Here is a 22870-nt window from a genome sequence, read left to right as displayed (position 1 = left end):
ATATGGTTTTAAGGTAAAATTTATATAGGACAATCTGTATAAGGCTTATGTTAAGCGTTTGCGCTTTTCATATAGTTAGGAGGAAACAATTTGCGTAAAAAGTATTTTCTGCTTGTAACACTGATTTTGTTGCTGGCAATCCTTTCTGGTTGTACACAGGTTAACGAACCAATCACACCAGAAAGTGAAGGATTTTGGAATACTTACTTCGTGTATCCATTATCCAAGGTTATTATTTATTTTGCCGAGTTATTCAACGAAAACTATGGTCTTTCCATTGTAATTGTGACCATTTTAGCCCGGTTAATCCTAGTACCGTTAAACGTTAAGCAATTAAAAAGCTCGAAAGCGATGCAGGATGTTCAACCGGAATTAAAAGAAATTCAGAAAAAGTACAGTTCCAAGGATGCAAATACGCAACAAAAACTGCAACAGGAAACAATGGCGCTGTTCCAAAAGCATGGTGTAAATCCGCTAGCTGGTTGTTTACCTATTTTTATTCAAATGCCGATTTTAATTGCGATGTATCATGCTATCATGCGAACTGAAGAGATTAGTACACATAGCTTTTTATGGTTTGAACTAGGTTCACCAGATCCAATTTTCTTATTACCGTTAATTGCAGGTGGGGCAACCTTTATTCAACAAAAGCTTATGATGGCTGGTAGTCCGGCAGCAAACAATCCGCAAATGGCAGTTATGCTATATGTTATGCCGATCATGATTGCTGTATTTGCAATTTTCTTCCCAGCAGCACTAGCACTATACTGGGTTGTAGGGAATATCTTTATGGTTATACAAACTATTTTTATCCGTAAACCAATGATGAAACAAGTAGTTGGAGGAGACAAAAAGTGAGAGAAATAACTGCGAGTGGACAAACAGTTGAGGAAGCGGTCCAGTCAGCATTAGAGCAGTTGAACACCACAAAGGATCAGGTTGAAATTGATATAATAGACGAGGGTAAGAAGGGCTTGCTTGGTCTATTTGGTTCCAAACGTGCTTTTGTAAAAGTGACGTTAGCAAAGAACAAAGTGGAAGAAACACAAGTATATCTTAGCCAAGTGATTGCAAATATGAATGTAGAAGCAGAAATCAAGATGGACGTGGTGGGGAACCATGTTAATTTTGAGCTGAGCGGTGATAATATTGCTGTATTGATTGGGAAACGTGGTCAAACACTAAATGCGATGCAATATTTGCTACACCTTGCAATAAATAAAGATGGAAAGCAGTTTTACACCGTCTCCCTTGACGCAGAAGGGTATCGCCAACGCAGGAAAGACACACTAGAGTCTCTTGCTGCAAAAATGGCTGATAAAGCTGTTCGGTTAAACAAAAAAGTTGCACTAGAGCCAATGCCTTCATTCGAACGCAAAATTATTCATAGTGCCCTGCAATCCAATAAAAACATCAACACCTATTCAGATGGAGTCGAGCCACACCGACACATCGTCATCAAGCCATAATTGAAAAACAATTTAAGTTTCTATGTTTTAATCTAAGTGTAGAGAATACATGGCGACTCCGACGGGAAAGCGAAATGTTTTCTCAGAACGACATAACGTATAAGTTGAATGAAACTAAAATCCGTTTGGTTTTCAAGTGAAACCAAACGGATTTTTTGCGTTATAAAAGTGTAAAACTGTACCAGTCTAGCAAGTTCAATCTTTGGTGAGCGTAGTAATAGAACCTCCACTATCCACAAATAGAGGTTTAAAGTCGGCGATTCAGTTTCAGGAACTATACACATGTGGATAAAAACACAATAAAGAGAAGTGAAAAACTGTTGTGGATAACTTTATTTTTGGGTAAAGATGTGGTATTCTATTAAGTTAGTGGCGATAAAAATATAATTCGTTATTAATATAGATAAAGAACACGTTTCTGGAGGTGAAATGTAGTGGAGACAGATACAATTACAGCAATATCCACACCTATTGGCGAAGGAGCGATTGCCATCGTCAGGCTAAGCGGTCCTGAGGCAATCTCCATTACCGAACAAATTTTTAAAGGAAAAAGCTTAAGCGAAGCTGATTCTCATACGATTCACTATGGCAAAATCCTTGATCCACAAACCCAAGAGGTTGCCGAGGAAGTTATGGTTACCTTAATGCGTGGGCCAAAGACATTTACACGGGAAGATGTCGTGGAAATCAACTGTCATGGTGGAATGGTCGCCGTAAACCGTGTGTTGGAAATTATTTTGAGTAAGGGTGCAAGACTGGCTGAACCCGGAGAGTTTACAAAGCGCGCCTTTTTGCATGGAAGGATTGACCTTTCTCAAGCAGAGGCAGTAATGGACTTGATCAGAGCAAAGACAGACAAAGCGATGTCTGTTGCCTTAAAGCAGATGGATGGAAGGTTATCCGGGCTGATTCAAACTCTGCGGCAGGATCTACTCGAAACAGTAGCCCATGTTGAGGTAAACATCGACTACCCGGAGTACGATGATGTAGAGGAAATGTCCAATGAAGTGATGCGTGATAAAACAAAAGAAGTGCATCGCGAAATTGATAATCTTTTACAGGTTGCCAAACAAGGAAAGATATTACGTGAAGGGCTTGCTACAGCGATTATTGGCCGGCCAAATGTCGGCAAGTCTTCCTTGATGAATGCACTAGTTCAAGAAAACAAAGCCATTGTAACCGAAATACCTGGCACGACTAGAGATATCATTGAAGAGTATGTAAATGTTCGCGGGGTTCCCTTGCGTCTTGTAGATACTGCAGGGATAAGAGAAACAGAAGATATAGTAGAAAAGATAGGGGTAGAGCGTTCACGCAAGGTTTTAAAGGAATCTGACCTTATCTTATTTGTTTTAAACCATAACGAAGTACTGTCCGAAGAAGATGAAAAGCTTTTTGAAGCAATTCAAGGACTTGAATATATCGTAATTATTAATAAAACTGATTTAGAACAAAACTTAGATCTAGATAGAGTAAAAGAGCTAGCAGAAGGAAACCCGATTGTGACAACCTCTTTATTGGTAGAAGCAGGGATTGATAAGCTAGAACAAGCCATTGCTGACACGTTTTTCTCTGGTGAGATTGATACCGGTGATTTAACCTATGTATCAAACATACGTCATATCCAACTATTGAAACAGGCGAAAGAAGCATTGGAAGAAGCGATGCAAGGGTTGGAAATGAACATGCCACTGGATATCGTGCAAATTGATGTAACGCGAACGTGGGAATTTTTAGGTGAGATTATTGGTGATACTGCTAGTGACAGCTTGATTGATCAATTGTTCTCCCAATTTTGTTTAGGAAAATAATCGATGAGGTAGGGACAGAACAAAAAGTTTTAGCTAAAAGACGGATGATAGTAGAGAAGCGGTTTTTCAAAAGTCATTCATCGGATTATTCTTTAGCGTAAATATTATTGTCCCAACAACACTTTAAATAATAGGAAGGATGAAAAACAATGACATATGATGCTGGGCATTATGATGTAATCGTGATTGGTGCAGGGCATGCTGGTGTAGAAGCAGGATTAGCTTCAGCACGTATGGGTGCAAAAACTTTAATGCTGACACTCAATTTGGATATGATTGCTTTTATGCCATGTAACCCCTCTATCGGTGGGCCGGCTAAGGGAATTGTTGTCCGGGAAATAGATGCGCTTGGTGGCGCGATGGCAAAGGTAATTGATAAGACGCATATCCAAATGCGTATGCTGAACACAGGGAAAGGTCCAGCTGTTCAAGCGTTAAGAGCACAAGCTGATAAGCCTTTATATATAAAAGAAATGAAAAATATTATTGAAAACGAAGAAAACCTAACAATCAGACAAGGTATGGTAAATGAGTTAATTGTTGAGGATGGGGTATGTAAAGGAGTAATAACAGAATCAAAGGCTGCATATAGCGCCGAGACAGTTATTATTACGACAGGTACGTTTATGCGTGGTAAAGTGCTGATGGGAGATTTAGAATACGAAAGTGGTCCAAATAACCAAAGAGTATCTGTAAAACTTTCAGAGCATCTTGAGGAGCTAGGCTTTGAGCTTACTCGTTTTAAAACAGGGACTCCACCACGAGTGAACAGTCATACCATTGACTATTCGAAGACGGAGATTCAACCAGGGGATGAGAAGCCGCAAAGCTTTTCATACGAAACAACTGAATATATTACAGATCAAATTCCATGCTGGTTGACCTATACAAATGAATTCACACATGAAATTATTAATGAGAATCTTTCCTTATCTGCCATGTATTCGGGAATGAAACGTGGTACAGGACCGAGATATTGCCCATCTATTGAAGATAAAATTGTGCGTTTTAATGATAAACCACGTCACCAAATCTTTTTGGAGCCAGAAGGAAGAGATACAGAAGAGGTTTATGTTCAAGGATTATCAACCTCACTTCCTGAATCGATCCAACATGACATGGTGCGAAGTGTAGAAGGGTTGGAAAACGCAGAAATTATGCGTGCTGGTTATGCCATTGAGTATGATGCAGTTGTTCCAACACAGTTATGGCCAACATTAGAAACGAAAAAAATTCCTGGGCTTTATACAGCTGGCCAAATTAACGGTACTTCTGGTTATGAAGAAGCAGCTGCCCAAGGGATTATGGCAGGAATTAATGCAGCAGCAAAAGTGCTTGGAAAAGATCCGGTTATTTTAGATCGTTCACAAGCCTATATTGGTGTTCTCATTGATGATCTTGTTACAAAAGGAACTAATGAGCCATATCGACTGCTTACCTCACGTGCGGAATATCGTCTGTTGCTTCGTCATGACAATGCTGATCTACGTTTGTCAGAAACAGCAAATGAGCTGGGCTTGATTACGGATGCTCGTTACCAAAAATTTGTTAATAAAAAGCGTTTGGTAGAGGAAGACAAGAAACGGTTGAATAAGCTTATTATTAAACCAAGTGAAGCCATCAATCAGGTGATGGAGGAAGCAGGAGCAACCCCATTAAAAGAAGCAGTAAAGGCGTACGATTTATTAAAGCGACCGGAGCTTTCTTATGACATTATTGAACAAATGATAGAACCTAATCCGGAACTTTCAGAAGAAATGAAGGAACAGGTTGGCATCCAAATTAAGTATGAAGGTTATATTAAAAAAGCCTATGAACAAGTTGCTAGAATGCTTAAAATGGAAGATAAAAAAATTCCAGTTGATATCGATTATGATGAAATAGGGGGAATTGCCACAGAAGCGAAAGAGAAGCTTAAAAAGGTCCGTCCATTATCTGTTGGGCAAGCGTCACGGATCTCTGGTGTTAACCCGGCTGATGTTTCGATCCTGCTTGTTTATATCGAACAAGGTAATATTGCGAGGATGGCTAACTAGTTTAAAAAAGTGGAAGAATAAAGTAGTAAAGGTTATATGGTGCGGGATAGATGCAATCTACCCGCATTATAATACATATTAAAAGTGTAAAAACGTAAAGGAGATTCCATACTATGAATCCAGAAGAATTTGCTGCTGCATTGAAAGAAAAGGGGATTGAGCTAACAGCATATCAGCTCGAGCAGTTTGCCACTTACTTTCAAACCTTAACAGAATGGAATGAAAAGATAAATTTGACAGCGTTGACAGCTGAAGAGGATGTTTATTTGAAGCATTTTTATGATTCTATTTCTGCTGCGTTTCATTTTGACTTCATTGGTCCTTTGCATATTTGTGATATAGGGGCAGGTGCGGGATTTCCAAGTATTCCGTTGAAAATTTGCTTCCCAGAGTTAAAGGTAACGATCGTAGATTCATTGCAAAAGCGGATAGGTTTTCTTAACCATTTAGCAGCACAACTCGGGCTTAGCGATGTAGCCTTCTATCATGATAGAGCGGAAACTTTTGGTAAAAATAACAACTTCAGGGAGAGTTTCGATATTGTGACGGCTAGAGCGGTGGCAAGGATGTCTGTTCTCAGTGAATTATGCTTGCCGCTAGTTAAAAAAGGGGGCGTCTTTATTGCGATGAAAGGAGCCCAGGTTAAGGAAGAACTTTCTACAAGCAAAGCTGCGGTAGAGTTATTGGGTGGAAAGACAGCCGATACCTTCTCATTTACATTACCCAAAGAAGATAGTGAACGTTCAATAGTTGTAATAGATAAAGTACGAAAGACACCAAAGAAATATCCGAGAAAGCCTGGTACACCCAATAAGGAACCTATCGAATAAGTTTTAAAAAAATTCTATGTAATATGGGTCATATAGTTACAATTAATTACTTTCTTCTGCTTTATTATGGTAAAATAGAAGTAGAGTCTGCGTGACGTTGATTTTAACGTATTTAAAATTTATTCCGGTGTAACTGTCCGTAAGACTCCCCCTTTCAAGACATTAAGTTAAAGCGTCATGTTAAAGTGGGAGTAACGGACGCTAACACCTCGATTCGTTCAACTAACAATCAGTGGGGGAAGAATAAAGAACTCCACTGATTGAAGGTTCACTTTATTGTGCTAGGGATCCTTTATTTTGGCATGTCGAATAAAGTGTTTTTCTTTGCTAGCATTTAATAGTAGGGCTACATGCCATGAAAACAATAATGTTTCACGTGAAACATTTGATACATAGATCATCATTATTTGAGGAACGCAGTCGCTTACCAGGACTAACACGTTTCTTTAAACTAGTAAATCAAAAGGTGGTGTCTGATGATGGTAAAGCCTTTTAATAAAATTTTTGGTTTGGGAGAAAAACCTTCTTCTGACTCTGAAACAGAAGTAGAGGTAGAAGTAGAAGCCTATCATCCGGATGAAGTGATTCAGCTTCCAGTAAGTGATATTGAGCCCAATCGTTATCAACCAAGAACTATTTTTAAGGAAGAGAAAATAAAAGAACTCGCACAAACCATTAATACACATGGTATGATCCAGCCGATTGTTGTGCGTAAAATGGAAGATGAAGAAGGCAAGTATGAACTGATTGCAGGAGAGAGACGCTGGCGCGCTGTACAGTTTTTAGGCTGGGAGAAAGTCTCTGCAATCGTTCGAGAAATGACAAATACAGAAACGGCTTCTGTAGCATTAATAGAGAACCTGCAACGTGAAGAATTAACAGTCATTGAGGAAGCAAAAGCATATGCCCAATTATTGGAGCTCCATTCTTTAACACAGGAAGCATTGGCACAACGGTTGGGGAAAAACCAATCAACCATTGCCAATAAACTTCGATTATTAAAGCTTCCGGAAGAGGTTCAAGAAGCGTTACTAAATAAAATGATTACCGAACGTCATGCACGCGCATTAATTAAATTAAAAGATCCAGTAAAGCAGCTCGAAATTCTTAAGGATATACTTGAGAATGAATTAAATGTAAAACAGACAGAAGAGCGGATCGCGAAGATCAATGATCCAAAAGAGGCCCCGCCTAAAAAGAAGGCAACCCTAAAAGGCTTCAGCAAAGATATTCGAATTGCGATGAATACTATTCGGCAGTCCTTAAGCATGGTTTCTGATACTGGGGTCGAAGTGGAGTCAGACGAGCAGGAAATGGATGACTATTATCAAATAACAATTAAAATACCGAAACAGAAATAATTCTCCTACTTTATCTTAAATAATCCATACCCATCTTAAAAGGAGATGGGTATTTTTCTCACACATTAGGAAAAAGTATAAAATTTCAGCTAGGAAGCAATTACGATGCAGTTAGAATTTTAATGTTCCAAGTATATGAAAAACGTATACATTCGCTAAGAGGCGTGCGAATGCGGGTTTTCTAATAACACATTCCATCCCTTTGCTAGATTGCCTACTAATAGGCTAATTCATCGATATTTCTCCTCTTTATTTCTCCTGTAATTACAAATTCTTAACAAAAGTGAAAATTATCTCGTCCTTTTATTGCAATTAGTGATAAAATAAAATGTATATCGTTAGGTAGGTGTCAACATGGGAAAAATTATCTCCATCGCAAATCAAAAAGGTGGCGTAGGGAAAACAACTTCATCCGTTAATTTGAGTGCTTGCCTCGCCCATTTAGGTAATAAAGTGTTACTTGTCGATACAGATCCTCAAGGGAACGCAACTAGTGGGGTAGGCGTGAATAAGGCAGATGTTAAGCATTGTATTTATAATGTGCTAGTAGAAGACATGCCGGCTGAAGAAGTTTGCATTCCCACAAACGTAAACAACTTAGATATAATACCTGCAACCATCCAGCTTGCCGGAGCAGAAATTGAGCTTGTTCCGACTATTTCGCGGGAAATTAGGTTGAAAAAATCCCTGGAGAGTCTAAAAGAAGAGTATGATTACATACTTATCGACTGTCCACCTTCATTAGGTCTATTAACACTAAATGCACTAACTTCATCTGATTCAGTGTTAATCCCAGTACAATGTGAATATTACGCGTTGGAAGGCCTAAGCCAACTATTAAATACTATTCGTCTTGTTCAGAAGCATTTGAATAAACACCTTATGATTGAAGGGGTTCTTCTGACTATGCTGGATGCTCGTACAAATCTAGGTATCCAAGTAATTGACGAAGTAAAAAAATACTTCCAAGACAAAGTCTATCAATCTATCATACCGAGAAATGTAAGGTTGGGAGAGGCGCCAAGTCATGGACAACCCATTATAACGTATGATCCTAAGTCTCGAGGTGCAGAAGTATATCTTGAATTAGCGAAGGAAGTGGTGGCCAATGGCGAGAGGGTTAGGTAAAGGTATAAATGCTTTCTTTCCTGAGATTGAGGAAAAGCCAGATGAAAAAATAGAAGAAATAGCTATTTCGGAGTGTAGGCCAAATCCTTATCAACCTAGGAAGACATTTCATGCAGACGCAATTGAAGAACTTAAAGAGTCAATTTTAGAATATGGCATTATACAGCCACTAATAGTTCGAAAAAGTATTAAAGGATATGAAATTGTAGTAGGGGAGAGAAGATTCCGTGCTGCAAAAGAGGCAGGTCTGGAAACTGTTCCTGTAGTCATCAAAGAACTATCTGATGACAGAATGATGGAACTAGCTCTGTTGGAAAATCTCCAAAGGGAAGATCTAACACCGATAGAGGAAGCACACGCCTATACAAATTTAATGACCGAGCTAAAAATTACCCAGGAAGAATTGGCAAAAAGACTTGGGAAGAGTAGATCACATATTGCAAACATTGTTCGACTTCTTTCCTTGCCAGAGCAAATTATCGCTTATATTAATAACGGGGAAGTTTCCATGGGTCATGGGAGAGCATTATTAGGTTTAAAGGATAAAACAAAGGTAATCCCGCTCGTGAATAAAGTCCGTAAAGAAAAATTAAACGTGAGGCAAGTCGAACAGCTAATTATACAACTGAACGAAAACCCAGTTAAAAAAGATGTGGAAAAACCTAAAAAGGACGTATTTCTCGAGGAGAGAGAATCCTTTTTACGTGATCGATTTGGTACAGCAGTAACAATCCAGCGCGGAAAGAAAAAAGGTAAAATCGAAATTGAGTTTTATACAGACGATGACTTACAGCGAATCATTGAAGTGTTAGAGGATTGATCTAAAAAAGACTGGCGGTGTTTATCGTCAGTCTTTTGCTATTAAGTACACTAACTACAAGCATTTCTTAGCTTTTCTTGGACACATTGTTTCACGTGGAACAATTCTTTAAGAGAGACTTTTTACATACTGGAGAGGTAGCAATGGTATTATACGGGACACTAGTAAATGGCGCACTTATTATTATTGGAAGCATATTAGGTTTATTCTTCACCAAAATCCCAGAGCGTTATAAAGAGACAGTCATGCATGGGATTGGATTGGCAGTTTTGCTCATTGGTTTACAAATGGCATTCACAACAGAAGTCATTATTATCGTGTTATTAAGTCTGTTAACGGGGGCAATTATTGGCGAACTTCTGAGGTTAGAAGAAGGCCTAAACCGCCTAGGTAATTGGATAGGAAGCAAATTTACGACAAAGAACGACAATTTTAGTGTGGCACAAGGCTTTGTTACGGCTTCTTTGATTTTTGTGATTGGTGCTATGTCCATACTCGGTGCATTAGATAGCGGCATACGTGGAGACCATGAAGTGCTTATAACAAAGGGTATACTGGATGGGTTTGTTGCACTCGTGCTCACGACAACACTGGGATTTGGTGTGATCCTATCTGCAATCCCTGTAGTTATTTATCAAGGAGCAATCGCCTTACTCGCAACACAAATAGAAAACTGGCTTCCAGAAGCCTTCCTTAATGGACTTATTGTTGAATTAACGGCAGTCGGTGGATTACTAATCGTAGCAATTGGTTTAAATCTTTTGAAGTTAACTCAAATCAGAATTGGGAACCTACTTCCTTCCATTCTAACAGTGGGTGTTATCTACTCTATTTATTATCTTATATAAATATGAAAAACAACGGGTGAATACTCGTTGTTTTTCTATTTGTTCTTAAATTTTATTCAACACCTAGGATGGCGGTGCAGTTGTCTTCATTTGTTCACTAAATCGCAGTACGACAGAGGGCTTAGGCTGATTATATGTCATGCGTTGATCAATTTGATCCAATACACCCGTGATTCTGGTTGCCATATCCATTACAATCGAGAGTCTCGTATTTTGAAGGACGGAATGCTCCATGAATCCACTTATATTTACCACTCCAGTAAGATGCACATCCCCGATATCTGGTAAGGGCTTGTTTAAGGCCGCTCCTGGCTTAATAGGACCAGTCCCGGATATAATGTGACCTATGGAAGAATTTTTCCCGAGACAGGCATCTATGGCGATAATAAAAGGGTTAATATGTCGCTTGTTTATAAGTTCAATATAATCGTGGAGATTTGTAGCATGAACTGGTTCGTGAAGGGTTCCATATACAGACATATGCTTTGGTTTAGTTTCGGTAAAGAGGGTACCAATTAATGGACCCAGGGAATCACCTGTTGAGCGGTCGGTACCAATACATACGAGGACATAATCTCTTGGTATAGCCGGCAGCCATGAAATTATCTTTTCGCTCATGACATGAAATAGCTCGGGGTCTGTGTGGTGCATACGAAAGTTTTCTTTAGTAGGGGTGATACGACTTTTTAGATTCATAGCTTATCCTCCAAATACATATTGGTATAGTATACGGAAAATTTCAGAAATCTATACATACAATATGGATATATGGGGGACAAAACATGCGAGCAGGGATAAAGTGGATGTTTTTAATTATTGGGACGACAATCGGGGCAGGATATGCCTCAGGGAGAGAGCTATGGCAATTTTTTGGCCATGAAAGTGGACTTGCTATTCTATTGTTTGCTATGTTTTTTTCCCTTTCATGTGGGGTGATCATGAGTCTGAGTTTTAAAAAGCAATCGGTGCATTATTTGCCAGTGTTACGTATTATCGTCGGCAAGAGGATGACGGGGATTTACGATGTCATGATATTTCTATATCTATTTACTACAACGGTCGTTATGATTGCTGGGAGCGGTGCTACAGGACAAGCGTTTAATTTCCCCTACTGGTGGGGTATAGGTATTATGTTAATGGCGTTGATAGCACTGTTTATGAAGGATATAAATGGACTGCTTTCTATAAATCAATTCATTCTCCCACCTTTGTTAGGCGGTTTGGTGTACGTTTTACTATTATTTACGATCGATCAAGAACTCGAGCTGTTCTCCCACTGGCGTGAACAACGTAATTGGACAGCAGCTTTTCCATTCACAGCATTAAACATCCTACCATTAATCGCCGTACTTGGGGCAGTTGGGAATAAAGTGAAATCAAAAAAAGAAATATGGGTAGCCTGTATTGGGAGTGGTTTTCTGTTAGGAATCATTTCCTATATCTATAACAATAGTCTTATCCAAATTGCAGACGAGCTACTCCTTTACGAGATTCCGTTATTTGCCATTCTACAGCATTACCCCGTGCAAATGATTATTTTCATAAGTATCTTATTATGGTTTGCGATTTTTACAACCGCAGCTTCTGGTATTCTAGGCATTGTGACTAGAATTCAAAGTTATGTAAACAAACCATTATGGTTGATTGTCGTGGTTACCTTGGTTACAATGATTCCATTAACGGCATTAGGATTTAGTACACTGGTTAGTTATTTGTACCCCATCTATGGGATATTGAATTTATATGTGTTAACTAGACTGCTGCTATTTCCTTTATGGTATAAACAAACGTAGAAAAAACATAGCAACATGACGAGGAGGAGAAGTAGTGAATATTGGAGAGAGGTTACAAGAATCTTGGGATTATCTGACAGGCCCTGGCCTATGGCTTAGTATCGGGGAGGGCGTTTTAAGAATTATTTTGATTATTGTCCTAGCATTAATTATCGTCCGGGTTACGAGAAACCTAGTGGACCGGCTCTTTAAAAAAAGAGAAAAGGGGCCAATTCGTATAACAGAAAGGCGAGAAGCTACATTAAAAAAATTAATAAAGAATGTGGTAGCCTATGTTGTCTATTTTGTTGCCATTCTTATGATTCTGGACAATGTTCTAGGATTTAAAGTTGGGCCATTACTGGCTGGAGCTGGTGTTGCTGGACTGGCTATCGGGTTTGGTGCGCAAAACCTTGTGCGTGATATCATTTCCGGGTTCTTTATTATTTTTGAGGATCAATTCTCAGTAGGGGACTATGTTGGAGTAGCCGGAATTGAAGGAACGGTAGAAGAAATTGGACTACGTACTACAAAGGTGCTGAGCTGGACTGGTGAGTTGCACGTGTTACCAAATGGCAATGTCACACAGGTTATAAACTACTCTATTCATAATGGTCTTTCTATTGTAGACGTTAATATTCCCTATGAAAGCAATGTAAATGATGCTGAAAATGCGATCAACAATATTGTCGCTACACTACCAGATAAGTACGACTTTATTGTTGGGGTTCCAGAAATCATTGGCGTACAAAATTTAGATGTATCACACTTTACGATCCGCATCATTGCTGATACACTTCCTGGTTTCCAATGGGCCGGTGAACGAAATATTCGAAAAGAAATTCAAAACCAATTGTACAATGCAGGAATCGAAATCCCTGCGCCGCGTATTGTAATGTACTCTGGAAATGATAAAGAAAAATTACTAGATAAAAATCGCGAGCGCGGTGAGTAATTTCCCTATATAATAGAGCTATTAACTTTAAATAAAGGAGAAAAGGGAATGGCGGAGAAAGATTTTAACTTACATGATGTTGTGCAAATGAAGAAGCCTCATCCGTGTGGAGAGAATCGCTGGAAAATAATTCGGATGGGAATGGACATTCGAATTAAGTGCCTTGGATGTGATCATAGTGTGATGATTCCACGAAGAGATTTTTCAAAGAAAATGAAAAAGGTTTTGGAAAAAGCAGAATCGTAATCTGAACAGATGCTTGCGAAAGGATCGAAAACTTTAAATATGTGTAAAATGGACGATTCTCCTCGAAAAATGGTATCATGAGAGTAGAAAAAGATAGTGTTAGATAAAAAAATAAGGTTAAAAACAAAAATAGGCATTTTAAAATGCCTATTTTTGTTTTTTGCTAGCTTGTCAATTGATTGTCTACTATCTATAATTAGGAGGACTACCACGTTCATGTGAATGGAAATCCTTAAGGAGTGAAGGTTGTATGGCTTTAACAGCAGGAATCGTCGGTCTTCCGAATGTCGGAAAATCAACATTATTTAATGCAATAACGCAAGCGGGAGCAGAAGCTGCGAACTATCCGTTTGCAACGATTGATCCCAATGTAGGTATTGTGGAAGTACCCGACGAGCGCTTAGATAAATTAACAGAATTAGTAAAACCGAAGAAAACCGTACCCACTGCATTTGAATTCACTGATATCGCAGGAATTGTAAAAGGTGCAAGTAAAGGAGAGGGACTAGGAAACCAATTCTTATCCCATATACGCCAGGTGGATGCGATTTGTCAGGTCGTCCGCTGTTTCCAAGACGAAAATATTACACATGTTTCCGGAAAAATAGATCCAATTGATGATATCGAAATCATTAATTTGGAGCTAATTTTGGCTGACTTAGAAACCGTCAACAAACGGTCTCAACGTGTAGAGAAACTGGCAAGACAAAAAGATAAGGAAGCTGTGGCAGAGCAGGAAATCCTTGTGAAGCTAAAAGCTGGCCTAGAGGAAGAAAAGCCTGCTCGAGCATTGGACTTCTCGGAAGATCAATGGAAAATAGTAAAAGGCCTTCACTTACTAACAGCAAAGCCGACTTTATATGTGGCAAATGTTAGTGAAGAAGAGGTTGCAGATCCTGACGGCAATGAAAACGTACAAAAGGTAAGAGAATTTGCAGCTGCAGAAAATGCAGAGGTTATTGTCATTTGTGCGAAGATAGAAGAAGAAATTTCGGAGCTTGATCAGGAAGAGAAGGAAATGTTCCTCGAAGATCTCAACATTACGGAGTCTGGACTGGATAAGCTTATTAAAGCTTCTTACCATCTATTAGGACTAGCTACGTATTTTACTGCTGGAGAGCAGGAGGTTCGAGCTTGGACATTCCGTGAAGGCATGAAAGCACCACAAGCTGCAGGTATCATTCATACAGACTTTGAAAGAGGGTTTATTCGTGCTGAAACGGTGTCTTATGGGGATTTGGTAGATGCAGGTACGATGGGACAAGCAAGAGAAAATGGTAAAGTACGTTTGGAAGGTAAGGAATACATCGTTAAGGACGGCGATGTCATTCATTTCCGTTTCAATGTGTAATTAAAAAGTATAACGAAAAAAGGATCTCTCGAAACCTTGTTATTTCAATAAAGATTTGGTATAATACACTATTGTGAGTAATTATTATTACGATTACTCCTTGCCCTTAGTGAGAATGGCATCTTGCCTGACAAAAAATAAGGGCCGCTAAGACCAAAAGGAGGTGTAACGGATGAGAAAATACGAAATCATGTATATCATCCGCCCAGATATTGAAGAGGATGCTCAAACAGCTCTAATTGAGCGCTTTAATGGTATTCTAACTGATAATGGCGCGGAGATTGAAAAAGTTGATGAAAAAGGCAAGAAACGTCTTGCTTATGAAATCAAAGACTATCGTGATGGATATTATGTAATCATTAATTTCAGCGGTGATGAAAATGCAGTAAATGAATTTGATCGCCTTGCTAAATTCTCTGATGACATTATTCGTCATATTGCAATTCGAGAAGAAGATAAATAATAGGGAGTGGTTCTGATGTTAAATCGTGTCGTACTAGTTGGCAGGTTAACGAAGGATCCCGATTTACGTTATACACCCAACGGAGTGGCCGTAGCTAATTTTACTATTGCAGTTAATCGTCCTTTTTCTAATCAGCAGGGAAACCGTGAAGCTGATTTCATTAACTGTGTGGTCTGGAGAAGACCTGCTGAAAACCTTGCAAACTTTATGAAAAAAGGAAGCCTGATTGGTGTGGATGGTCGTGTTCAAACACGTACATTTGAAAGCCAGGATGGAAAAACGGTATTTGTAACAGAAATTGTTGCAGACAGCGTTCAATTCCTTGAATCTAAAGGAGCCCAGGGTAGAGGGCAGGACAACTCAGGAGGTTTCCAACAAGATAGAAACCAAAATCAGTATCAGCCTAATCAGAATCAGAATCAGAATCAGAACCAAAACCAGAACCAAAATCAGGACGACCCATTCCGAAATAATGGGGAGCCTATTGATATATCAGACGATGATTTACCATTCTAATATAAAAAGGAGGGTTATCAATGGCAGCTCGTCGCGGACGCGCAAAGCGTCGTAAAGTGTGTTATTTCACAGCAAACGGAATTACACACATCGATTACAAAGATGTAGATTTGCTAAGACGTTTCATTTCTGAACGCGGAAAAATTCTTCCTCGTCGTGTAACTGGAACTTCTGCAAAATACCAACGTAAATTGACTGTAGCAGTTAAACGTGCTCGTACAATGGCATTGTTACCATTCGTAGCAGAGTAATTGTAAATAAAACCTCCAGATCCTTATATGGATCTGGAGGTTTTTTAATTGGTTGGAAAGTTGGCGATGTTATTCAGGATCCAATGGAGAAACTACCACGATGAGACATGCCTTTAATTAATTTTTTCTGTTAAACCCATGCTCATCTAAAATTTCTTTTGCTGCTTCGCTTTGTAGAAAATCAATAAATTTCTCTGAGTCAGCATGGTTGGTGCTATAGGTAGTAACTGCTACAGGGAACTCTATAGGATCATGGAGTTTTGAATCAACAGGAAAGAGCATTTCCAGTCGATCTGATTCAATAATATCGGAATAATAAACAAACCCAGCGTCCACTTTTCCTGATTCGATAAAAGTTACCACTTGGGAAACATCTTTTGCATAAAAGAAAGAATGGGATAAGCCATCCCAGGCATCTGCGGCTTGCAGTGCTTGCTTTGCATAGGACCCAACTGGTGAAGTCTCAGGTTGACCCAATATAACTTTATCAAACGAACTCTGCTTTAATTCCTCAAATGATGACACATCAGAATCGTCTCCAGCTGTACCGGCAAGCACTAGTTGATTTGTAGCAAAGTTCGTTCTAGAATCTTGTACAATCATGGATTGATCTGCAAGCATGTCCATCCACTCCTGATTTCCAGAGATAAATAGATCAACAGGTGCTCCTTGCTGTATTTGCTGGGCGAGCTCCCCGGAAGGACCGTAATCTACGTTAATGTTAATATACGGATTCTCCTCTTCAAATGCTTCCACTAACTCGGGCAAAACGCCGGACATACTTGATGTGGTAGCTAATAGCAAATGGGTTTCCTCAGTAGATTTTACAAATGGATCATTTGAGCAACCGGTAAGGCTGACTAAACCAATTAATACGAATACTAGATACTTCATAGGAAATAATCCTGCTCCTAACTATATGGATTCGGTTATTTTTACTTTCTTCGCTTTGGATAGATAGAGATAATAAAGAACAGCATAATTAAAATATAAACAAAAAAAGCGCCTAATAACATATCATCTACAGGAAGAAGTAAAGCAATGATCGTATATATAATAAACGGAATCGTTGCAATAAATACGCTCATTTTCCAAAGTAATGGGAACTGTAGCTTGCGTTCCATCAATTTTGCTAATCCAAATCCAATGTAGGCGATGATGGAGACGCCGATACAAACAAAAACAGCCATTGGCAAATAGTAAAAAATAAAGAAATATATAATGAGGAAAGCTATATTAAGTTCGGCAGACACGCCACTATTTTCCACAATGCGATCAATAAAAGCTGGAATGGAGACAAGTATAAGTAGAATAAACATATAAATAATTGTAACATCCATGCTAACACGGTTTAGCGAGAAGGTAGCTTGTTTACTTGGAAGTTTAAGGCTTTGCAGAAATACTTGACGGAATTTCATATTATTCATCCTTATTTAATAGTCTATGTTTTATTATAAAGGAAAACCAACTCACATGATGGAAAAAACATGACATTTTTATTAACGGGGCATGTAGCCATTCTGTAAGAGAAAAAAGCGTTACAAGTTATAACAGGATATTCCCCGGGAAATAATATTTTCTACTGTTTTCGACAAGCCTTTCAATAAAAAACATGTTATCATAATAGAAGGTAATCTTTTTGTCCGCTTTGAATTAGTATTAGGCGAATGAAGCTTCCCCCTACTTTACTGCTTACATCTTGCCGAGCAATAAAGTGGGGGGATAAATGTTAAAGTGGAATAATATTTCTTGAAAGTTAGATGAGGTGCGAAATGAATCAATCTAAAAAAATAGTAGACGGAACTATCCTGACTGCAGTATATGCAGTTCTTCTGCTTGTCAGTGTATTTGTTCCTGTAATATCAATCATAGCGGTGGTGCTTTTACCAATACCGTTCGTGATTTATACATCAAGACACGGTGGGAAGCCTGCTTTGTTGATGTGGCTTGCAGCAACGTTAATCTCGGTGCTTATCGCTACCACTTTCTCCTTACCTATTGCCGTTTTAGCGGGTAGTGGGGGAATAATGATCGGGGGCGCGATATATCGTAAGCTTTCTGCACATGAAACATGGGCCAGAGGAACGTTTGGATTTATCTTTGGACTTCTTTTTGTATTTGTTTTTACACAGGTTGTCTTTCAGGTAAATTGGACTGAAGAAATAGAACAGCAAATGAATTCGTCAATGGACTTGACCTTTGAGACACTTGGAGAATTCGGTTTATCAGAACAGGATCAGGGAGAGGAAATAGTTAGCCAGACAATCGACCTCCTCGTAAACTTATTGCCAGTTATCCTTGTCGGGGGCGCCATTGTAATGGCATTTATCAGTCAATGGCTTAGCTATAAGGTGCTAAATAGACTAGATAAAAAAGAATTGCGGTTTCCGCCGTTTCGAACACTTAGGTTTCCGGCATCACTAATCTGGGTATATTTCTTTGCTTTAATCGCATCATTTTTGGTAAGTGACACGACAAGCTTCTTTTATACTGGAGCACAAAACATACTTGCTTTAACAGGGCTACTGATGACCCTACAGGGATTTTCATTTATTTTCTTTTATGCACACCATAAGAAAATGTCAAAAGCAATTCCTATATTCAGTGTGGTACTCACCCTGCTATTCCCAACACTCTTACTGTTTCTTGTACGATTCATCGGAATTATAGATTTGGGATTTGGGATGAAAGACCGTCTTGATAAAAAAGATGAATAGTCCTCAAAAAATGGTTTTACGCAGTAGGAGCTGATGAAAATGCCAGATGGAAAGAAGAACCCCATGCTAAGTAGTCACTTATGGATCATTTATTTACTATCTATCGTATTGCTCGTTGTAATATGGTATTTCCAGTGGGTGCTTGGTCTTATCATGACATTGTTACTTGGGGCATCCTTTTTTTACAGCATTCGTACAGAAAGAACGCTGCAGGATGAAGCAGAACAATATATTTCAACATTATCTTATAGAATAAAGCGGGTCGGTGAAGAGGCCCTGCTTGAGATGCCGTTTGGAATTATCTTATATAATGAGGATTACACCATTGAGTGGGCAAATCCTTATATGAATCAGTTTGCAGACGATAGTTTGGTTGGGAGCTCACTTCAGCAATTATCCGAAGATCTTATTCCAATGATAAAAGAGAATAAAGATAGCATATGGTTTCACTTAGAAGGCTATGAGTTCCAGACAACGGTGAAAAAGCAAGAACGATTACTTTATCTTTTTGATCGGACAAAGCAGGCTGAGTTACAACAACTGTATCATGATGACCAGACAGTATTAGCCTTTATTTTCTTAGATAACTATGAAGAGATTACCCAGAACATGGATGACACTAGTAAGAGTCAACTCAATTCCAGGGTAACGGAAGTTCTAAATAAATGGTCTACCTCCTATGGGCTTTACTTAAAGCGTACATCCCAGGAAAGGTTCCTGGCAGTCGGTACAAAAGATATTTTACAAAAGCTTGAAAAAGTGAAGTTTGATATTCTTGATGCAGTTCGTGAGTTAAGTGGAGAGCAGAATAACCCTGTAACACTAAGTATCGGTGTTGGGCAGGGAGATGTTGATTTACCAACTCTGGGCGAGCTTGCACAGTCGAGTCTCGATTTAGCGCTTGGACGCGGAGGCGACCAGGTAGCAATTAAGGATGATTCAGGGAAAGTAAGATTTTATGGCGGGAAAACAAACCCGATGGAAAAAAGAACAAGAGTTAGAGCGCGCGTCATCTCACATGCTTTAAAAGAATTGGTACGTGCAAGCGACAATGTTATCATTATGGGGCATAAATCCCCTGATATGGATTCACTTGGTGCGGCGATCGGAATTTTAAATATCGCGAAAGCCAACGACGTAGAAGGCTATATTGTGTTTGATCCAGATGATGTGGATACGGGTGTCTACCGATTAGTGGATGCCATTAAGGAAGAAGAGAGTGTGTGGCAGCACTTTATTGAACCAGGTGAAGCAGAGTCTATTACAGGCAACAGAAGCCTGGTCGTTGTTGTTGATACGCATAAACCGTCCATGGTAGCGAGTGAGAGTCTGCTACACCAAACAGAATACAAGGTTGTTATTGACCACCATCGTAGAGGGGAAGAGTTTATCGATAACCCAACCCTTGTTTATATGGAGCCATATGCGTCTTCCACTGCTGAACTAGTGACAGAGCTTTTAGAATACCAGCCAAAAAAACTGAAGCTGAAGATGCTTGAAGCTACTGCACTACTTGCAGGGATTATTGTCGATACAAAAAGCTTTACATTACGTACAGGATCGAGAACCTTTGATGCAGCCTCTTACTTAAGAGCTAAAGGTGCAGATACCGTACTTGTTCAGCAATTTTTAAAAGAAGATCTCGATTTATATATTGAAAGAAGTAAGCTCATTGAGCGGGCAGACGTATACCGCGACCATATTGCCATATCAAAAGCGGATGAAGGCACTGCCTACGGGCCGGTATTAATTGCCCAGGCGGCTGACACATTATTGACAATGAGTGGAATTAACGCATCATTTGTCATTTCCGAGCGAAAAGATGGTAGAATAGGAATAAGCGCTCGTTCATTGGGCGAAGTAAATGTCCAGGTAATCATGGAAAAAATGAATGGTGGCGGCCACTTAACCAATGCTGCAACTCAAATAGAAGATACTACAATCGATGATGCAGAGAAACTGCTCAAAGATATTTTAGAAGAGTACTATGAGGGGAGAGAAGCTGAATGAAAGTAATTTTATTACAAGACGTTAAAGGAAAAGGCAAAAAAGGTGATGTGAAAAATGTTTCCGATGGTTATGCACGTAATTACCTTTTAAAAAATAACTTGGCAGAGGAAGCAACCAATGCTAATATGAAAGCTTTAGAGGCACAAAAGAAAAAGAGTGAGCAACTAGAGCAACAAGAAAAAGAAGAAGCAATGGACTTAAAGGACACACTTGCGGAGCTTACAGTTGAACTAAAAGCAAAATCCGGTGATAGTGGTCGACTTTTTGGTTCTATTACAAGTAAGCAAATTGCAGAAGCCTTGCAAAAAGAGCATGGCTATAAAATAGATAAACGTAAAATTGAGCTAGATGAGCCAATCCGTGCACTTGGGTATACAACAGTACCAGTTAAACTCCACCAAGAGGTATCTGGCTCGATCAAAGTACATGTAGCAGAAAAATAAGCATTCCACCGTACCATGTTTTTTATGAACGATGGCACGCTGATGGGAACATGCTATCTTTACACGTTAGGCAAGTATCAAATTTTAGCTAGGGAGTAATGCCGACGTAGTTAAAATTTTGAAGGAGGGCTCACTTTTAAAAAGGTGGGCCTTCTATCATGAAATCACAAAAGAAAGGGGGCGGGGTACATGAGCGACACATGGAGCGATCGTAGACCACCACATAATATAGAGGCAGAGCAATCCATTATCGGTGCTATATTTCTAGATCCAGAGGCGTTTTCGACAGCATCAGAACTGCTCGTAGCAGAGGATTTTTACCGGGCAGCACATCAACGCATCTTTGGTGCGATGATGAAGCTTGCTGACAGAGGTGAGCCGATTGATGTCGTTACGGTTACCACGTATTTGCATAATGCAAAGCAGCTTGAGGAAGCTGGAGGAGTAGCGTATCTTTCCGAGGTGGCTGAAAGTGTCCCAACCTCTGCGAATATAGCATACTATTGTAAAATAGTTGATGAAAAAGCGTTGTTACGCCGTCTGATTCGATCCGCTACAGACATTGTTACAGCTGGATTTGAACGGGAAGATGAAGTAGAAGATGTATTAAACGAGGCTGAGAAAACAATTTTAGAGGTTTCCGGACGTAAAAACTCTGGTGCCTTTAAAGCAATAAAAGATGTATTAATCGATGTCTATGATAATATTGAGCAACTTCATCACCAAAGCGCGGATGTTACTGGGATACCGACAGGCTTTCGTGATTTGGATCGTATCACCTCAGGCTTCCAACGAAATGATTTGATTATCGTAGCTGCCCGTCCATCTGTTGGTAAAACGGCCTTTGCCTTAAACGTAGCGCAAAACGTGGCCGTTAATACAGATGAAAATGTAGCGATATTTAGTCTGGAGATGGGAGCAGATCAGCTTGTACAGCGTATGCTCTGTGCTGAGGGGAATATTGATGCCCAGCGCATGCGGAATGGACAGTTGCAAGCAGATGACTGGAGTAAGCTAACGATGGCAATGGGGAGTCTCTCCAATGCCGGTATTTATATTGATGACACACCTGGTATTCGGGTTGCTGATATCCGCTCCAAATGCCGTCGATTAAAACAAGAGCATGGACTTGGGATGATTCTAATTGATTACCTGCAGTTGATCCAAGGTAGCGTTAATTCTAAAGAAAACCGACAGCAGGAAGTATCAGAAATATCTCGTTCATTAAAAGGACTAGCCCGTGAACTGAACGTACCGCTTATCGCGCTATCTCAGCTTTCTCGTGGTGTGGAACAAAGACAAGATAAACGCCCAATGATGTCCGACCTTCGTGAATCAGGTAGTATTGAGCAGGATGCCGATATTGTTGGCTTCCTATATCGTGATGATTACTATGATACAGAATCAGAGAAACAAAACATTATCGAAATCATAATTTCCAAACAACGTAACGGTCCAGTTGGTAACGTAGAATTGGCTTTCGTTAAAGAATACAATAAATTTGTGGACTTAGACCATCGCTACTCAGAAAGCGATGTTCCACCAGTCCCAGTGTAATAATTTGAGCAGTCTTTCCTTTAGGAGAGACTGTTTTTTTATTCGTTAAGAGTATATAAAATTTAACGACCCAAGTATATGAAAAAGACGAGCGAATACGAGTTTTTCTAATAAATTAGGACAGTATATAAAATGAGTAAAAATCTAGGTAGTGAAAAGGCATAGGTAAGACCCCCGGGTTGCAGAGTACAGCGCCCCCAGGAAATTGGGGTATTTCCCCCAGCGCCGATTTAGTAATTTTACAACCAGTGATCTTTAAGGATTTTGTAGATATCAAACAAAAGTC

At 39.4% G+C, this 22870-nt stretch carries 23 protein-coding genes; 20 read left to right on the top strand and 3 right to left on the bottom strand.

The features are described 5' to 3' along the window. Positions 1–90: 90 nt before the first annotated feature. The 9 genes from spoIIIJ (at position 91) to K3T81_RS16820 (ending at position 10303) form a co-directional block, all read left to right on the top strand. Entirely contained in the window at positions 91–858 is a 768-nt protein-coding gene (spoIIIJ, locus tag K3T81_RS16860; protein WP_106898435.1) for a YidC family membrane integrase SpoIIIJ, read from the top strand. After that, on the top strand, positions 855–1469 hold the full coding sequence (gene jag, locus K3T81_RS16855) for an RNA-binding cell elongation regulator Jag/EloR (protein ID WP_106898434.1): 615 nt from the start codon (positions 855–857) through the stop codon (positions 1467–1469). The genes spoIIIJ and jag overlap by 4 nt, the downstream gene beginning before the upstream one ends. A gap of 434 nt (positions 1470–1903) precedes the next feature. Then, on the top strand, positions 1904–3280 hold the full coding sequence (mnmE, locus tag K3T81_RS16850; protein WP_238021125.1) for a tRNA uridine-5-carboxymethylaminomethyl(34) synthesis GTPase MnmE: 1377 nt from the start codon (positions 1904–1906) through the stop codon (positions 3278–3280). A gap of 149 nt (positions 3281–3429) precedes the next feature. Continuing rightward, positions 3430–5316, top strand: a complete 1887-nt coding sequence (gene mnmG, locus K3T81_RS16845) for a tRNA uridine-5-carboxymethylaminomethyl(34) synthesis enzyme MnmG (RefSeq protein ID WP_238021124.1) — start codon at positions 3430–3432, stop codon at positions 5314–5316. A 113-nt stretch (positions 5317–5429) separates the two neighbouring features. Beyond that, the gene (gene rsmG, locus K3T81_RS16840) at positions 5430–6146 is read left to right on the top strand and encodes a 16S rRNA (guanine(527)-N(7))-methyltransferase RsmG (RefSeq protein ID WP_106898431.1); all 717 of its coding nucleotides are present in this window, start codon (positions 5430–5432) and stop codon (positions 6144–6146) included. A gap of 479 nt (positions 6147–6625) precedes the next feature. Then, positions 6626–7507, top strand: a complete 882-nt coding sequence (gene noc, locus K3T81_RS16835) for a nucleoid occlusion protein (RefSeq protein WP_238021131.1) — start codon at positions 6626–6628, stop codon at positions 7505–7507. Between the two features lie 354 nt (positions 7508–7861). Further along, entirely contained in the window at positions 7862–8635 is a 774-nt protein-coding gene (locus tag K3T81_RS16830) for a ParA family protein (protein ID WP_036578103.1), read from the top strand. Then, positions 8616–9455, top strand: a complete 840-nt coding sequence (locus K3T81_RS16825; protein ID WP_238021123.1) for a ParB/RepB/Spo0J family partition protein — start codon at positions 8616–8618, stop codon at positions 9453–9455. Before K3T81_RS16830 ends, K3T81_RS16825 begins: the two co-directional genes overlap by 20 nt. Positions 9456–9598: 143 nt before the next feature. Further along, a complete protein-coding gene (locus tag K3T81_RS16820; protein ID WP_106898429.1) occupies positions 9599–10303 on the top strand; it encodes a DUF554 domain-containing protein in 705 nt (234 codons plus the stop codon). Positions 10304–10366: 63 nt separating this feature from the next. Here the strand turns inward: K3T81_RS16820 and yyaC are convergent, their stop codons facing one another. Further along, on the bottom strand, positions 10367–10999 hold the full coding sequence (yyaC, locus tag K3T81_RS16815; RefSeq protein ID WP_106898428.1) for a spore protease YyaC: 633 nt from the start codon (positions 10997–10999) through the stop codon (positions 10367–10369). A gap of 86 nt (positions 11000–11085) precedes the next feature. Between yyaC and K3T81_RS16810 the strand changes: the two genes are divergently transcribed. The 7 genes from K3T81_RS16810 to rpsR all read left to right on the top strand — a co-directional run bounded on the left by K3T81_RS16810 (position 11086) and on the right by rpsR (position 15857). Then, the gene (locus K3T81_RS16810; protein WP_106898427.1) at positions 11086–12096 is read left to right on the top strand and encodes a YkvI family membrane protein; all 1011 of its coding nucleotides are present in this window, start codon (positions 11086–11088) and stop codon (positions 12094–12096) included. Positions 12097–12130: 34 nt separating this feature from the next. After that, positions 12131–13030: a mechanosensitive ion channel family protein gene (locus K3T81_RS16805; RefSeq protein ID WP_238021122.1), complete on the top strand. Its 900-nt coding sequence runs from the start codon at positions 12131–12133 to the stop codon at positions 13028–13030. Between the two features lie 48 nt (positions 13031–13078). After that, positions 13079–13276, top strand: coding sequence for a DUF951 domain-containing protein (locus K3T81_RS16800; RefSeq protein ID WP_161464219.1), 198 nt, complete (start codon positions 13079–13081; stop codon positions 13274–13276). Positions 13277–13526: 250 nt separating this feature from the next. Beyond that, the gene (gene ychF, locus K3T81_RS16795) at positions 13527–14627 is read left to right on the top strand and encodes a redox-regulated ATPase YchF (RefSeq protein ID WP_106898424.1); all 1101 of its coding nucleotides are present in this window, start codon (positions 13527–13529) and stop codon (positions 14625–14627) included. A gap of 172 nt (positions 14628–14799) precedes the next feature. After that, positions 14800–15090, top strand: a complete 291-nt coding sequence (gene rpsF, locus K3T81_RS16790; protein ID WP_036578087.1) for a 30S ribosomal protein S6 — start codon at positions 14800–14802, stop codon at positions 15088–15090. Positions 15091–15105: 15 nt separating this feature from the next. Then, positions 15106–15606, top strand: coding sequence for a single-stranded DNA-binding protein (gene ssb / locus K3T81_RS16785; protein WP_106898423.1), 501 nt, complete (start codon positions 15106–15108; stop codon positions 15604–15606). A gap of 20 nt (positions 15607–15626) precedes the next feature. Next, entirely contained in the window at positions 15627–15857 is a 231-nt protein-coding gene (gene rpsR / locus K3T81_RS16780; protein ID WP_106898422.1) for a 30S ribosomal protein S18, read from the top strand. A 117-nt stretch (positions 15858–15974) separates the two neighbouring features. On the opposite strand, the gene modA is transcribed toward rpsR, so the two are convergent. Further along, positions 15975–16751 (bottom strand): molybdate ABC transporter substrate-binding protein, encoded by a 777-nt coding sequence (modA, locus tag K3T81_RS16775; protein ID WP_106898421.1) that lies wholly within the window; start codon positions 16749–16751, stop codon positions 15975–15977. Between the two features lie 41 nt (positions 16752–16792). Next, positions 16793–17275 carry a DUF1189 family protein gene (locus K3T81_RS16770; RefSeq protein ID WP_238021121.1) on the bottom strand — a complete coding sequence of 161 codons (483 nt, stop codon included), beginning with the start codon at positions 17273–17275 and terminating at the stop codon, positions 16793–16795. Positions 17276–17629: 354 nt separating this feature from the next. Here K3T81_RS16770 and K3T81_RS16765 point away from each other — a divergent pair, with 354 nt between their 5' ends. From K3T81_RS16765 to dnaB, 4 genes are all read left to right on the top strand, one after another. Further along, complete coding sequence (locus K3T81_RS16765; RefSeq protein WP_238021120.1) at positions 17630–18574, top strand: YybS family protein; 945 nt, start codon at positions 17630–17632, stop codon at positions 18572–18574. Between the two features lie 39 nt (positions 18575–18613). Then, positions 18614–20584: a DHH family phosphoesterase gene (locus tag K3T81_RS16760; RefSeq protein WP_238021119.1), complete on the top strand. Its 1971-nt coding sequence runs from the start codon at positions 18614–18616 to the stop codon at positions 20582–20584. Continuing rightward, positions 20581–21027, top strand: a complete 447-nt coding sequence (rplI, locus tag K3T81_RS16755) for a 50S ribosomal protein L9 (protein WP_036578077.1) — start codon at positions 20581–20583, stop codon at positions 21025–21027. The genes K3T81_RS16760 and rplI overlap by 4 nt, the downstream gene beginning before the upstream one ends. A 189-nt stretch (positions 21028–21216) precedes the next feature. Then, positions 21217–22584 (top strand): replicative DNA helicase, encoded by a 1368-nt coding sequence (dnaB, locus tag K3T81_RS16750; protein ID WP_238021118.1) that lies wholly within the window; start codon positions 21217–21219, stop codon positions 22582–22584. Positions 22585–22870 lie beyond the last annotated feature (286 nt).

It is taken from the genome of Oceanobacillus jordanicus, from assembly GCF_022095695.1.
Taxonomy (GTDB): Bacteria; Bacillota; Bacilli; order Bacillales; family Amphibacillaceae; genus Oceanobacillus_B; species Oceanobacillus_B jordanicus.
This window is presented reverse-complemented; position numbering and strand designations above follow the sequence as displayed.